Here is a 12,902-nt window from a genome sequence, read left to right on the forward strand (position 1 = left end):
AGGCATATCGAAAAGAGAGAAGCGTAGGAGTGGAAAATATGTACAAATTGATTGCGATTGATATGGATGGGACGTTGTTGAATGACCATCATGAAGTGACACCGGAAGTGAAAAAGGCGCTTTTAGACGCGCGCCAAGCGGGGGCGACAATCGTTCTTTGTACAGGGCGTCCTTTAGGTGGTGTCACTCGCTATTTGCAGGAGTTGGAATTGAACCAAAAAGGCGACTATGTGATCGCCTACAATGGGGCGCTTGTACAAGATACACATACAAATCAAGTCGTTGTTTCACATACGCTTCGCTATAACGATTTAGTCGAGTTAGACGAACTGGCAAAAACGTTAAATACGCCAATGCATTATTTTGACGATAAGCGGCTTTACACTGGAAATCGAGACATTAGCCCTTATACTGTATATGAATCGTTTCTGACAAAAGTTCCGTTGCGTTATTGTCCAGTAGAGGAAGCAGATCCATCGATACTCGTGCCAAAAGTGATGTATATAGATGAACCTGAAAAATTGGATCAGGCGATTGCGGCAATTCCATCTGCTTTAAAGGAACGTTATTCCATGGTCAAGAGCGCGCCGTTTTTTTATGAAATTCTCCATCCACTCGTCAGCAAAGGCAATGCGGTCAAACATCTTGCTGAAAAGCTTGGTTTTAAGCGCGAAGAAGTAATGTGCATCGGCGACAATGGCAATGATTTGTCGATGATCGAATATGCTGGCTGCGGCATAGCAATGGAAAATAGTATACCAGAGCTAAAAGCCGCTGCCGATATCGTCACAACTTCCAATAATGACGACGGCGTCGCCCACGCGATCCGTACGCAATTTTTGCAACATGCTCATTAACAAAAAAGGGTTGGCGGCGTTTCGCTGCCAACCCTTTTTGTGCCTAGCTTTGGTACCAATACAAGGAGAAGTCAGTCATTGTCGAAGCATACCCTTGTTGCCTTAACATGGTTGTGATGTTGCCTCGATGATATGTGCCATGATTGGCAACATGGAGTAAAATTTCTGCGTAAGCTGTTTCTCTAGCGCCAGACCATGGATTATTGACTTGTATTTTTTGTTCTAAGTCTTTTTGGCGATTCATCCACTCGTCATACTGTGAAGCTAGTTGTTCAAAAGACTGAATAAATTCGTCTATAGAGTATCGATTCGTTTTTTCGACAAGGGCGATCGATTCTTCCAATGCTTCTTGCATATCGTTTCCTTTTAGAACTGCGAGCCACATTACATCTACCACATAAATGTGGCTAAACGTTTGGGCAATTGTCGGATACGAACTACGTACCTCGTCGTATAGGACATTGCTTGGCAATTCTTTCATTTTTTCCAGTAATACTTGATTCGCCCAAACATGATAGTGGTACATCTTTTTTGCATAGTTCATTTTTTAGATCGACTCCTTAACGGTTGATAGCTGTAGTATAAAAAAAGATGTATGACAACAGCCTGTCACACATCTCGATAAACATTTATTATTTTTTTTTGCCTCATCTACTAAAACCGTTTGTAATTCCACAGGTTTGACAATTTTAACGCCACTGCCGAAGCTTAAAAGAATCGATTTTAACCATCGAGCATGTAAAGGTTGATACACAGAAATGGTAAACGTCATACTTCCATCACTGTTCTTGACTTTTGAAGCATGCTGGAATTGGTCCAACACTTCTACTAAGGAATCGCGACTCACCCAAATGACAACATCCTCAAACCGTTCCAGGTTTTTAGCTGAAAAAGATGGGTCCCTCTTCACGTCGTGATTTTTGGCAAATGTCTCTTTTGTCAGCGTAATATTCATCATACGTGATACTCTAAATTCTCTATAGTTGCGCCGTTCTCTGCAGTAGCCATATAAATACCAGTTACGAAACTTATATTGAATGTGGATAGGTTCTACTTCCCGTGATGTCCATTCGTTTTTCGTACTTACATAATCAAAGCGAATGATCCTTTTTTCTTGTATCGCGTTTCGCAGAGCGATTAATGAATTTGCTTCTGTTCGATGGCTTTCTAAGTCAACTGATAAAATTCCATTGTTTCCACTTGGATCGAGTGATTTTAGTCTTTCTATCGTATGGTCAATTGTTTTATCTTCAAAAATACCCGATAAACTATGAAGCACCGTAATGAGATTCGATAGGTCATAGGAACCGATTAAGCTTTTATCAAATTTATACCCTTTGATGATACCGAATCCGCCGTTCGTACCTTGGTATGAAACAACTGGTATTCCAGCCGCACAAATGGCTTCAATGTCTCTATAAATCGTCCGCGATGATACTTGAAATTCATCAGCTAAACGAGAAGCAGACAAAATTTCATTGTTTAGGAGCTTGAATATGATCGATATCAAACGTTCTAATTTCAATTGTAAGTTCCTTTCCTCAATAATCGATTAAGCGACCGTTGTCATTCCACTGACCGTACATGTTATTTTCTCTTGTATGGTCAATAAACTTTTTCAACCTCTTATTGAAAATATCCGGTTCATTTCGATAACTTTGTATCGTATCGATTCGAATCCTTCTGTATAGTTCAGGAAAATGAATAAAGTTCTGATATAATTGCTCATCTTCTTTCAAACGAGTTTCTATATCTTTATCAATTGTAAAAGATTCAGGTCGCATATCGGGGAGGGCTTTCATTCCTTCTTCTCTCATCAAACCTAATTTGTCTAATCTCCGTACTCTTTCTTTGTTTAATTCTGTCCAATGGCTGTTCTTTTTTCTCGGGGAAAGCCTTTGGGCTAGTTCAGTATCTGATATTTTCTTTTTTATGCCATCAATCCAACCAACACATAATGCTTCTTCCACAGCATCTACGTACTGGATAACATTTGGTTGTTCAGCCATGCTTACAATGATCCAACAACATTTTTCTGTCGTTGAATGTTCCTCAAGCCAATCTCTTAATTCCTGCCTTGTCTTAACGCGAATGAAATTCTCCATTTTTGAAATTACCTTTCTTCAATCAGTATTTGTATTGAGTATCACTCACACAAAAGGTTTTAAAAATTATACCATTTATCCGATCACATCCAATAGGACTAAACCTTGATGAACCCCCTCTCCATATTCAGACTGATAGAAAACGCTTGTAACCAAGGCGAACAAAAAAGGTTGAGCGTTTAGCTACAAAATGAACCGGAGGGATTCATTTGTTAGGACGTAAGCGAACCTGTTATTCATACACCAAAAGATGTATACGCGACAGAACGAAAGATGGAACCACATTTACACCTGCCTGCTGAAGCAGGAGGAGGCCCGTTTTCTTAAGATGGGAGTATACATCTTAGGGAGGGATAGGAATGACAACGATTGTGATGATTACGGGAGCGACAAAAGGGCTGGGCCGTGCTTTAGCTTGGTATTACGGAAGAAAGGGGTACGCTCTTGCGGTGACAGCACGGACGGAGAATGACTTAGTGCAGCTCGCCTCGGCGCTGCAGGCTGAAAACATACCGGTCGTCGCGGTAGCAGGTGATATGGCGAAGGCTGAGGATGCGGAGCGTTTTGCTGCCCTTACGCTGGCACGGTATAACAAAGTGGATGTGTTGATTAACAATGCGTCGATTTTCGGGCCTGGACCAAGCTTGTTGCTTGATTATCCTGATGCCGCTTTTCAAGAGGTATTGTTAACAAATACACTTATACCGTATTTCCTTACAAAGCAAATTTTGCCGACGATGCTTGCCCGTGATAGTGGCATTGTCATTACGCTTACTTCAGAAGCAGGAAAGACAGGGTTTGCCGAGTGGGGAGCCTACGGCATTTCCAAGTTTGCAGTTGAGGGCATGGTACAAACGTGGGCCGATGAAGTTGCTGACAGCAATGTTCGTTTCCATCTCGTCGATCCTGGCGAAATGGATACAGACATGCACGCCCAAGCGCTGCCTGATTGCGATTACCCCCTTGATCCGCCGCAAAAGCGTTTGGCTGTTTTTGACTATTTAATTGAGGAAGGAGCCGCAAACGGCAGCCGTGAAGAAGCGATCATCCACCAACAGAAAGAGGGGGAGCGATAATGTTGATTCCGGCAGAAAAGCGACTAGATGCCGACACGCCTCCTGAGAAACGGGGACAAATGCGGGACGGGGTTCGTTTGCTGACGTATTGGAGTGACAGTGGGCGAATCGTACACGGGGGATTTCCCCAATTAGCTAACCAGTTGGAAGCCGGCGACGTGCTCGTGTTTAATAATAGTCGCACGATCCCGGCTGAACTAAAAACAGTTGATGGCATCCGTGTCCGTTTGTCCCGTGAAGTTGAAGACGGCATTTGGGATGGGCTTATTCTAGGGGAAAGCAGCAAGAAGCTTGAGTTTATGCATGGGCTAAAGGCACTTGTAACAGGCCCTGGGACAGAGCCGCCGTTAGTCAGGCTTGTTTTTTCCTGTAGTTCCGGCCGGCTGCTCCGCGAGCTTTATAGGCAAGGGGATGTGATTCGCTATGAGCATGTGGCCCGCTCTTGGCCGTTGCAAGATTACCAAACGGTCTACGCTAGCATTCCTGGTTCGGTCGAAATGCCTTCTGCTGGACGGGCATTTACGTGGCGCATGCTTGCCAATTTACAAAAACACGGCATTCGCCTTGCTTTTGTAACCCTTCATGCCGGTTTAAGCTATTATGGCGACGACAAATGGCCAAATCCAGCGCTCCATCCGGAAGCATTCTCGATTGAAGACGAGCAGGCGGCAATCATAAACGACGCCAAAGCGAATGGAGGACGGGTGATCGCTGTTGGAACGACAGTCGTCCGTGCTCTAGAAACAGCAAGCGATGGCAATACTATCATCCCGCAAGCTGGGGTAACGTCACTCTATCTTTCCCGTACAAGCAAGCTGACCGCCGTCGATGGGTTGTTGACAGGTTTTCACGAACAAGAAGCGAGTCATATTGATTTGTTGCAAACTTTTGCTGGTGAAGAAGGGGTAAAAGCTATTTACAAGGAAGCGGTTGCAAAGTGTTATTTGTGGCATGAGTTCGGCGATATGAATTTAATAATGAAGCAGGCGCGGTCGTGAAAATCCATCATTTAGGCTTGGCTGTCGCTGATTTACAGGCAGCCTGGCCTTATTATGTAGCAACGCTAGGCTTCAGGTGGGAATGGTGTATAAGCACGGGCGAGGAGCGCTTTGCCTTTTTCCGAAAAGGACCGTTCACACTGGAACTCGTGGAAACAGAACTGGAAGGGCAAACGCTCCATCTCGCTTTTTCTTTAGCCGATCATGAAGTGTTTGCTGTGCTGAAAAATATCAAAAAACGCGGCTTTACGCTTACCGATCGGTTTCCACTTAACCGAGACGAACAGTCGCTTTATTTTGTCCATCCAAATGGAGAAGAAGTAGAGTTTATTATTCATCCAAAAATGAAATGGGCTTAGCAATCCCTGCTTGAATTGCAAACAACGCAGCTTGCGTCCGATCATGAAGCTCCAATTTGCCAAGGAGATTGGAAACATGGGTCTTTACTGTTTTCTCGGAAATAAACAGCGCGGCTGCGATTTCTTTATTGCTCTTGCCAGTGCTGATTTCTTTCAGCACGTCGACTTCCCTGTCCGTCAAACGGTTCACTTTGTCGGCGACAGAATTGGCCGGGCGCGCCACATGGGTGAGTACATGCTTCATAATCCGCGGGTCAAGGGGAAGTTCCCCGCTATTAGCGGCCTGAATCGTTTGGATCAACACGTCAGGTTCAACATCTTTTAGCTGATAGCCGCAGGCTCCTGCTTGCAGCGCTTGAATCACAAAGTCCTTTTCTCCATAGCCTGACAGCATAAAGACTTTGGCCTGTGGATGATCACGCAAAATCGCTTGTGTCGCCTGAATGCCGTCCATGACTGGCATGTCAATGTCCATCAATAGAATATCGGGGCGATGGCGCTTATACAATGCGATTGCTTCGGCGCCATTGCTCGCTTCAGCGACAATCTCAATGTCGGGATGGGCTTCTAAAAAATAGGCCAGCCCTTTGCGGACCACGTGGTGGTCGTCAGCTAATAAAATTCTCATTCCATTTCCCCCCTTTTATCAGGAAAGCGAATTTCCCACGTCGTTCCACTCCCTGGTGCTGCAAGCAATAACGCCTGCCCGCCTAGTTCTTTTGCCCGTTTGCGGATCGAATCAAGCCCTTGTCTACGGCTAACGTGGTTTGTTTCAAAGCCTTCGCCTTGATCAGAAATCGTTAAAAGCCATTCTCCTTGTGCTTTTGTCAAAGAAATCGTTGCTTCTTTCACGCCAGCGTGTTTTTTACAATTGTTTAATGCTTCTTGGATGATTCGGTAAGTAGCTAACTCTGTTTTTGCTGGCCAGTCAATCTCAGTAGGAAGGAGGAGGCACACGGAAATGCCGATTAAGCGGCTGTATTGTTCAACTGCCTGTGCCAGTCCAGCCTCTAATTCCTCTCCTGAATGGCCTCGTATAATGGCTCGTAGTTCACCTAATGCTGCGCTTACCAATTTGGAAACGTCCGTCATTTTCTCTTTCATTTCCCCATCTTTTGTCCGGATAGCCATCCCTTGCAACGTCATGTTTACGGAAAAAAGCAATTGGTTGACTGAATCATGGAGATCCTGGGATAGCCGTTGCCGTTCATTTAATTCAGCCTGTTCTGCTTCAAAGGCAACAAGCTCAACACGTTTGATCGCTGTTCCAATTTGCAAAGCAATGAGTTCTAACAACTCCAGTTCATCTTGTGCATAATGGTGTTTTTGGGGATGGGCAACGTTTAAGATGCCAAGGGGCTCCTCCCCTGCGTAGATGGGAACCGTAGCGTGATGGGTAATGCCATTTGTGTCGCCCCAGCCTCGTTCAATCGCCCGTTCTAAACGTTGGCATTCAATCATATTAACAGCTCGTTCCAATGTCCCATGAAGGAATTGGTTTTTGCACCAGCAACCGCCGTCTTTAAGCGGGGCGCCATTTTTTCGCGAAAGTCCTGGAGGAATGCCGCTTGCAGCATAAAGGGTATGGTTTCCCATTTGGTCAATTAAAAAAATCCAGCCGCTCGAAAAATCGAGCTCCGCAAGCAATGTGCGCAACACGTTGTCAAGCATACGTTTCAAGTCATTCTCGGCATTTAACGTCTGGGAAATTTGCTTAAGCGTGTGGAGATGGCTCATTATATAAACTCCTTTTGATGAAAAAGGTACAGTGTAAATTTCTCTTTCTAGTTTAGCATAGGAGTTCTTTGCCGTGCTTTTGTAATGTTTAAACAAACGGCAAACGTGAAATAGCAAGGTAACACCTTAGTTAGGAAAGGAAACGAACATGAAACGACACACATTGTTGATTATTGCTGGATTTTTGCTTTTTGGGGCTCTTGTTGGCGGCGGAGCAGGCGCCGGTTTACGCTACCTATTCCACTACTTTTGGGCCGATGGTCAGTTGCGAGGAGGCGATTTATGGGTAGCGGCAGCGATTGCTGCTGTACCTGGAATGGTGGCCAGCGTCTATTGGGGTTATTTTTACCGCAAAAAAGAACGGAACGAAACCAAGCATTTGCATTAATGTGGAACTCAACAACAAAACGTAAACGATTTGTAAAGACTCTGTGTGAAAGCATGGATTCTATTGCAGACAACACAAGGATATCGTATAGTTAAACAAAATCTATAGGAAATTCCCAAAGGGGAGTAGCATAAAAGCAGCTGTCGTCATTACAGGAGCAATCCTCGGCACTGCTGGCAGCACAGGCTTCATGCGCTGCTTGCGAGACCTTTGTCCATGCTGTGGGCAAAGGTCTTTTTTGTGTGCTTTTGCCTGCGGCGGCCACTAGAAAACATAAGGGAGAGATCGGTTATGTCGAAAATAACAAAGCTACTAAAATCGAAAGCTGTACGGGAAGGGGTCAAACAAGCACAAAAACATCTCTTGCCGGTTGTTAAAAAAGAGTTGGCAAAGCGAATGTCAAAAAAGCGATGAATGCGGAGACGTCTACAATCTATAGAGATGAATTGGCCCACATTGTATTTGTAAGAAAAGGTAGGAATATAGCACTAAAAAACACTCCTGCGAATTGGGAACTAATCGGCAAGGGCAGGAGTGCATACGTTTTTAAAATAATAGGGGAACAGCGGGCGATCAAAGTGTTCTATCCGCCGTTCGAGCATTTGGCGATGGAAGAGGCACGCAACTATGAGAAAGTAGCGGGTATTTCGTTTTTTCCTCGCCTTTACGAAGCAGGTGAAGGATACTTAGTGATGGATTTCATTAGTGGAAAAACGTTTTTTGACTGCTTAGCAGAAGGTGTGGCGATTACGAAGGACCATGTTGCCCAAGTCGACAAAGCCCTTGAATTGGCAAGAAGGGCCGGCTTAAATCCGTCTGACATCCACTTGCATAATTTGCTGCTGACAGAAACAGGCACTGTCCGCTTAATTGATATTGCTCGTTTTTCTCAAAAAAAGCAATGCACACAATGGCAAGACTTAAAAAGAGGTTATGAGCGCCATTATGGACAACGTTATTTTCCGAAACGAGTGCCAAAGTGGTTGATGATGATTGTCGCCTATTTCTATCAGTTGCGAAAACGTTGGAACGGCAAACAGTAAGCTAGTCCGAAAAAAGCAATGCCATTGTCCGTCTAGTGATTTCTCTGTTCTTTTAATTGGGCAATATCAGGGGAACCGAGGGCGCGGTTCCAGTCAACGAGCTCGATCTTTTCTCGGTTTAACGTCTGATGAATCGCTTCTGCCAATGTGGTCTTGGCCAAGCTAGCCATGTATTGTTCTTGCGCTTCCAGAAAAATGGCTTCAAGCCGTTTTGAACCGGCTTCTGCTGCTGGAATCTCAGGGAAAACATATTGGATTAAGCCTTCCGTCTGGAAGAACGGGCTTGTTCCTTCAATGGCTTCAAGAATATCAAGCATGGTGATTGCTTCAGGCGATTTGGCAAGGGCAAAGCCACCGCTATTGCCAGGCACGCTCGTAATGAGCTTGCTGATGACAAGTTTGCGCATAATTTTCTTTAAATAAGAAGGAGAAACGCGGAGACGGGCGGAAATAGTATCGCTTTTGACATGTTGCTGCCCCGTTTGCGTTGCTAAAATGACAAGGATGCAAACAGCTTGTTCAACCCCGCTTTTAATTTTCATTCACTTGCACACCTTTCTATATAAAAGGTTGTTCGTTTTCCACTATACGGCTAGTTGGTGAGAAAATGCAATCCTGTTTTTAGAAGGGCAAGTTATGGTATTTTATTAGAAAGAAAGGAAGGTGCATTCGTGTTTACTTTTATTGGTTGTGGCAGCGCGTTTCATACAAAACTAGGCAATAACGGCATCATGGCAAAAGAGAGTGGCCAGCTTTTTTTGATTGATTGCGGCAGCTCTACGTTTCATCGTTTGCAATCGTTTCATGTATTAGACGGGGTTAAGACGATACACGTCGCCATGACCCACACTCACCCTGACCATATAGGTTCTCTTGGCGATTTGATTTTTTACTCCTATTTTAAAATGGAACCAGCATTTCAAGCAAAAGTAACAGTGCTAGCGCCTAAAGCATTGCTGCCAGCGATAAAGGCAGTGTTGAAAGGAAATGGAGTAGACGATACCCATGTCTTTTGGCAAGAAATAAAAGATGCCTATATGTACGAAGGCTGCGGCGGGATCGAGCTTGTACCTGTACAAGTGCAGCATGCTGAAAATCTGCTTTGCTTTGGCTACGAAATCAACACGAAAGGCAACCATATTTACTATAGCGGCGATGCCAATGCAATCAGCGCCGACGTGTTGCAAAAATTAAAAGCAGGACGTTATGACGTCTTTTACCAAGACACATGCACGGCGGATTATCCAGGAAATGTCCACTTGTCCTTACGTAAGCTGATCGAACTTGTCCCTGAAGAGAATCGGTCTGTTGTGTGCTGCATGCATGTAGATGAGGAATTCGATTTAGCCTATGCAAAAAAACAAGGATTTCAAACGGCAACCGATTATTTGATTTCGTGATCGCGTTTTTGTTGATTGACAACGTTTGCAATAAGCTCCTATACTAATGAAGATCCAAGTACAAAGACAACTGTGGAGGGTTTCCATATGAGTTTAGACAAGCTTTTGTCTTCTGGGGTAGTGGCTGTTATGAGAAAGCTGCCTGTTGAAGACATTGAAAACATTGCCAGTGCGCTCATTGAGGGTGGCATTAGCGGTTTAGAAATTACGCTCGATTCAGACGATGCTTTAGGTGTGATCGAGCGCTTAAGCAAGCTCGTTGGCGATCGTGCTGTCGTCGGTGCCGGTACAGTGCTAAGTTCAGAACAAGCTGAAGAGGCCATTGACGCTGGGGCTAAATTTGTATTTGCCCCTATTCTCGACAAAGGTACGATTGAAGTGGCGAAACGGCGGGAGACGATTGTCATTCCTGGCGTGTTTACGCCTACAGAAGCGTACCAGGCAGTAAAATGGGGCGCTGATGTCGTGAAGGTGTTTCCTGCTGATTGCGTTGGTCCTTCCTTTATCAAATCAGTAAAAGGGCCACTACCGATGGTGCGGATGATGCCGACAGGGGGCGTTGATTTAACCAACTTAGCCTCGTTTATAAAAGCGGGCGCAGTTGCAGTCGGTGCAGGAGGCTCTTTGCTCGACAAAAACATCATCGCTGCCCGCGATTGGCCGCGTTTGACGGAACTCGCTAAGCAATATGTCGATTGTGCGCAAACGGCAAGGGGCAACTAAAACAGCGATTGTCCCCATTAAGCAACGAAGCTTAATATTGAAAACAAGAGCAATGATTCATAGATAAAGGAATTTGTCCAAGACTGGCGGGAACCAATGATTAAGAGCGTCTAAAAAGATGCTCTTTTTTTGTTTTTTACTATTTCTCTCAATGCTTGCCTGTGTGGGGAAAAATTGTTCACAAATGTGTAAAGATATGTTTACATTTTTACGCAAACGGGCATATCATAATATGTAAAGATATATTTACTTTTTTGAGGTGATGGGTAATGGCAGTGGAAAACAAAATCCGAGCCATCCGAAAACAAAAAGGGATTACGCAAGTTCAAATGGCACAAGATTTACGTATCACCAGACAAACGATCAATGCGATTGAAAAACATAAATACAATCCAAGTTTAGAACTTGCCCTTAAGTTGATCCATTATTTCGATGTCCCGATTGATGAGCTTTTTACATTAAAGGAGGATGAATAACATGACACGGCAAAAAGGTTTGGCATGGTTGCTTATTTTCGTTTCTTCTTTAGTAGGCGGGTTTTTAGCAATTTACTTCCTGAATGACGGACATGAATATACGATGCTATTTGCCATCGCAGGCGGCGTTTTACTGGCGTTATCATTTACTTCATTAGTGTCCGTTCACGAAAAGACAAAAAAGTGCCAACATCCGATGAACGCTCTGAATTTCTAGCAGAACGTTTTTTAGCAATCGCATTCATAGCGGTCTTGTTTATCAGTGCCCTATTATTGATTGGGCTCATGATAATGGCTATACGTCCATTCAGGTGGGAACATTGTTAATTTATCTCATGCTCGTTTTCTTTGGATTAGGCATTGGTGTAGTTGTAGCCAAGAGGATCTAAGGAAACATTCGTAAAAGAGAGGATTTGTTATCAGTTTTTACAATCAAGGAACGTTTATCAAAAGGGGGAGAACGCGCCTTGTCAGGGAGAAAAAAGTAGACAGTTGAGAAATTGAATTTCCCAACTGCCTAACGGTTTGTTGTGTTATAGCGGACCTTCGTAATAGACATCTAGCCAGTTAAATAAGACCGAGGTATCGCCCTTATTAACAAATTGCCCTTCGTACACGGTTTCGCTGGAGCTTAAGAGAATGGCTTTAATGAATGCAAGTGTGTCTTGGTGTTGTAAATCTACGGCAAACACATACAACACCCCGTCTTTACAGGCAACACCAGCTACTTCTCCATCGATCTCAATGGTGGTTGCTTCAGGAAGCGTTCCATCAAGTTCTTCTAAATTAATAAGTTGATACGATAAGTAGCTTCCATCGTACTGTAAAATCATTAGTTCGTTCCCTACTTGAAAACGTTCATAGCCAATCATGTCATCTATAGCCAAAGCTCGTTGATCTTCCTCGCTTTTATCATTGCTTTTAGATAAGACATCAAGTTCCTCGCTGTCATAGTTGTACGAATAAACTTGAACGATTTCCGTATTTCCTTCAGGCGATACGTGTTCAATTGCCCAAGTTAAATAGCCGTTCGGCGAATAAAAGCTAGAAGGGTATGAGTCTAAGTAAATATCGGCTTTGCTTATGGTGCTTACGTAATCTTCAGAGCTACTAAAATGGGCCAGTTCCTGGCGTTCTTCAATTTGTTTGCTTTGAGGATCAATTTTGTAAAGGGAAACCACTTCACTGCTGCCAACGGATTCGAGCAATGTCATATGCAAAAGCGAATCGCGAATCTGGATGTCAAGCAAGTCAACTTGCTTAGTCGGCGTGGTTTCTAGCTGAAAGTCCAAAGATTGCCCTTCCGAACGATCGAGCCAGCTAATTTGCAATGACGATGGTTTTTCGATCGGATGAGACTGGTAGGGAACATCAATATGGACAATAAAGTCTTGATCTACATATAGAGAGTTCCATGTATCTTTTCCTCTAAAAAAGGAGCGGAACTGTTTTTGCAACTCATTGATCGCAGGATTTGGGGTCGCATCAAGGGATTCAAGAAAAGACGGCTTATTTGCCTTGCCATATAAAGGAACATTATGGGTGTTGTCCCCTTGCCCTTGTACGCCAAAACCATCAATGACGTCCTCTGAGCCAGATACCGTTTTAAGTTCAATGCCATCAGCGATTTCCTTTATATCTTGCTGCTTAAGTGTGTAACTAATAGCCAACCAACTAAAGACGACAATACTAAACACAATCAATGTCATGCTATACCAATATCGTTTCATCATAAAGCCT

General features: G+C 43.9%; 17 protein-coding genes and 1 pseudogene. 11 read left to right on the forward strand and 7 right to left on the reverse strand.

All coding sequences use genetic code 11. From position 1 onward, the window contains the following. Positions 1-38 precede the first annotated feature (38 nt). Entirely contained in the window at positions 39-857 is an 819-nt protein-coding gene (gene yidA / locus BC8716_RS12095) for a sugar-phosphatase (protein ID WP_094426010.1), read from the forward strand. 43 nt (positions 858-900) lie between these two features. Here yidA and BC8716_RS12100 read toward each other — a convergent pair whose 3' ends face one another. From BC8716_RS12100 to BC8716_RS12110, 3 genes and pseudogenes are all read right to left on the reverse strand, one after another. Further along, positions 901-1,401, reverse strand: a complete 501-nt coding sequence (locus BC8716_RS12100; protein WP_094426013.1) for a DinB family protein — start codon at positions 1,399-1,401, stop codon at positions 901-903. A gap of 65 nt (positions 1,402-1,466) precedes the next feature. Beyond that, a pseudogene (locus BC8716_RS12105) lies at positions 1,467-2,382 on the reverse strand (helix-turn-helix transcriptional regulator). Positions 2,383-2,398: 16 nt separating this feature from the next. Next, complete coding sequence (locus BC8716_RS12110; RefSeq protein ID WP_094426015.1) at positions 2,399-2,962, reverse strand: YdeI/OmpD-associated family protein; 564 nt, start codon at positions 2,960-2,962, stop codon at positions 2,399-2,401. Between the two features lie 359 nt (positions 2,963-3,321). Here BC8716_RS12110 and BC8716_RS12115 point away from each other — a divergent pair, with 359 nt between their 5' ends. From BC8716_RS12115 to BC8716_RS12125, 3 genes are read left to right on the forward strand one after another with little or no spacing between them, the layout of a single operon-like run. Continuing rightward, on the forward strand, positions 3,322-4,038 hold the full coding sequence (locus tag BC8716_RS12115; protein WP_094426018.1) for an SDR family NAD(P)-dependent oxidoreductase: 717 nt from the start codon (positions 3,322-3,324) through the stop codon (positions 4,036-4,038). Beyond that, positions 4,038-5,036 (forward strand): S-adenosylmethionine:tRNA ribosyltransferase-isomerase, encoded by a 999-nt coding sequence (locus BC8716_RS12120; protein ID WP_094426020.1) that lies wholly within the window; start codon positions 4,038-4,040, stop codon positions 5,034-5,036. The genes BC8716_RS12115 and BC8716_RS12120 overlap by 1 nt, the downstream gene beginning before the upstream one ends. Then, the gene (locus BC8716_RS12125) at positions 5,033-5,395 is read left to right on the forward strand and encodes a VOC family protein (RefSeq protein ID WP_094426022.1); all 363 of its coding nucleotides are present in this window, start codon (positions 5,033-5,035) and stop codon (positions 5,393-5,395) included. Before BC8716_RS12120 ends, BC8716_RS12125 begins: the two co-directional genes overlap by 4 nt. Here the strand turns inward: BC8716_RS12125 and BC8716_RS12130 are convergent. Continuing rightward, complete coding sequence (locus BC8716_RS12130; protein ID WP_094426023.1) at positions 5,367-6,023, reverse strand: response regulator; 657 nt, start codon at positions 6,021-6,023, stop codon at positions 5,367-5,369. The two genes, BC8716_RS12125 and BC8716_RS12130, sit on opposite strands and share 29 nt — an antisense overlap. Then, complete coding sequence (locus tag BC8716_RS12135) at positions 6,020-7,132, reverse strand: GAF domain-containing sensor histidine kinase (protein ID WP_094426025.1); 1,113 nt, start codon at positions 7,130-7,132, stop codon at positions 6,020-6,022. Before BC8716_RS12135 ends, BC8716_RS12130 begins: the two co-directional genes overlap by 4 nt. A 148-nt stretch (positions 7,133-7,280) precedes the next feature. On the opposite strand from BC8716_RS12135, the gene BC8716_RS12140 reads away from it, so the two are divergent. From BC8716_RS12140 to BC8716_RS12145, 3 genes are all read left to right on the forward strand, one after another. Further along, entirely contained in the window at positions 7,281-7,520 is a 240-nt protein-coding gene (locus tag BC8716_RS12140) for a hypothetical protein (protein WP_062746244.1), read from the forward strand. Positions 7,521-7,811: 291 nt separating this feature from the next. Next, positions 7,812-7,934, forward strand: a complete 123-nt coding sequence (locus BC8716_RS22815; RefSeq protein ID WP_255222684.1) for a hypothetical protein — start codon at positions 7,812-7,814, stop codon at positions 7,932-7,934. 164 nt (positions 7,935-8,098) lie between these two features. Then, the gene (locus BC8716_RS12145) at positions 8,099-8,563 is read left to right on the forward strand and encodes a protein kinase family protein (protein WP_257252700.1); all 465 of its coding nucleotides are present in this window, start codon (positions 8,099-8,101) and stop codon (positions 8,561-8,563) included. 32 nt (positions 8,564-8,595) lie between these two features. On the opposite strand, the gene BC8716_RS12150 is transcribed toward BC8716_RS12145, so the two are convergent. Further along, positions 8,596-9,105: an RrF2 family transcriptional regulator gene (locus BC8716_RS12150; RefSeq protein WP_011247980.1), complete on the reverse strand. Its 510-nt coding sequence runs from the start codon at positions 9,103-9,105 to the stop codon at positions 8,596-8,598. A gap of 129 nt (positions 9,106-9,234) precedes the next feature. On the opposite strand from BC8716_RS12150, the gene BC8716_RS12155 reads away from it, so the two are divergent. The 4 genes from BC8716_RS12155 to BC8716_RS12170 all read left to right on the forward strand — a co-directional run bounded on the left by BC8716_RS12155 (position 9,235) and on the right by BC8716_RS12170 (position 11,379). Then, the gene (locus BC8716_RS12155) at positions 9,235-9,963 is read left to right on the forward strand and encodes an MBL fold metallo-hydrolase (RefSeq protein WP_094426028.1); all 729 of its coding nucleotides are present in this window, start codon (positions 9,235-9,237) and stop codon (positions 9,961-9,963) included. An 87-nt stretch (positions 9,964-10,050) separates the two neighbouring features. After that, positions 10,051-10,686, forward strand: a complete 636-nt coding sequence (locus BC8716_RS12160; protein ID WP_094426030.1) for a bifunctional 4-hydroxy-2-oxoglutarate aldolase/2-dehydro-3-deoxy-phosphogluconate aldolase — start codon at positions 10,051-10,053, stop codon at positions 10,684-10,686. Positions 10,687-10,955: 269 nt separating this feature from the next. Further along, positions 10,956-11,162: a helix-turn-helix transcriptional regulator gene (locus tag BC8716_RS12165; protein WP_062746253.1), complete on the forward strand. Its 207-nt coding sequence runs from the start codon at positions 10,956-10,958 to the stop codon at positions 11,160-11,162. A 1-nt stretch (position 11,163) separates the two neighbouring features. Continuing rightward, positions 11,164-11,379, forward strand: coding sequence for a hypothetical protein (locus BC8716_RS12170; protein ID WP_062746255.1), 216 nt, complete (start codon positions 11,164-11,166; stop codon positions 11,377-11,379). Between the two features lie 316 nt (positions 11,380-11,695). Here the strand turns inward: BC8716_RS12170 and BC8716_RS12175 are convergent, their stop codons facing one another. Beyond that, the gene (locus BC8716_RS12175; protein ID WP_094426032.1) at positions 11,696-12,892 is read right to left on the reverse strand and encodes a hypothetical protein; all 1,197 of its coding nucleotides are present in this window, start codon (positions 12,890-12,892) and stop codon (positions 11,696-11,698) included. Positions 12,893-12,902 lie beyond the last annotated feature (10 nt).

Source organism: Shouchella clausii (assembly GCF_002250115.1).
Lineage (GTDB): Bacteria > Bacillota > Bacilli > Bacillales > Bacillaceae_D > Shouchella > Shouchella clausii.

Bases quoted from the DNA above. Each gene is read 5' to 3' on its own strand.
- yidA (WP_094426010.1), top strand. From the start codon at position 39: ATGTACAAATTGATTGCGATTGATATGGATGGGACGTTGTTGAATGAC.
- BC8716_RS12100 (WP_094426013.1), bottom strand. From the start codon at position 1,401: ATGAACTATGCAAAAAAGATGTACCACTATCATGTTTGGGCGAATCAA.
- BC8716_RS12110 (WP_094426015.1), bottom strand. From the start codon at position 2,962: ATGGAGAATTTCATTCGCGTTAAGACAAGGCAGGAATTAAGAGATTGG.
- BC8716_RS12115 (WP_094426018.1), top strand. From the start codon at position 3,322: ATGACAACGATTGTGATGATTACGGGAGCGACAAAAGGGCTGGGCCGT.
- BC8716_RS12120 (WP_094426020.1), top strand. From the start codon at position 4,038: ATGTTGATTCCGGCAGAAAAGCGACTAGATGCCGACACGCCTCCTGAG.
- BC8716_RS12130 (WP_094426023.1), bottom strand. From the start codon at position 6,023: ATGAGAATTTTATTAGCTGACGACCACCACGTGGTCCGCAAAGGGCTG.
- BC8716_RS12135 (WP_094426025.1), bottom strand. From the start codon at position 7,132: ATGAGCCATCTCCACACGCTTAAGCAAATTTCCCAGACGTTAAATGCC.
- BC8716_RS12140 (WP_062746244.1), top strand. From the start codon at position 7,281: ATGAAACGACACACATTGTTGATTATTGCTGGATTTTTGCTTTTTGGG.
- BC8716_RS22815 (WP_255222684.1), top strand. From the start codon at position 7,812: ATGTCGAAAATAACAAAGCTACTAAAATCGAAAGCTGTACGGGAAGGG.
- BC8716_RS12150 (WP_011247980.1), bottom strand. From the start codon at position 9,105: ATGAAAATTAAAAGCGGGGTTGAACAAGCTGTTTGCATCCTTGTCATT.
- BC8716_RS12160 (WP_094426030.1), top strand. From the start codon at position 10,051: ATGAGTTTAGACAAGCTTTTGTCTTCTGGGGTAGTGGCTGTTATGAGA.
- BC8716_RS12165 (WP_062746253.1), top strand. From the start codon at position 10,956: ATGGCAGTGGAAAACAAAATCCGAGCCATCCGAAAACAAAAAGGGATT.
- BC8716_RS12170 (WP_062746255.1), top strand. From the start codon at position 11,164: ATGACACGGCAAAAAGGTTTGGCATGGTTGCTTATTTTCGTTTCTTCT.
- BC8716_RS12175 (WP_094426032.1), bottom strand. From the start codon at position 12,892: ATGAAACGATATTGGTATAGCATGACATTGATTGTGTTTAGTATTGTC.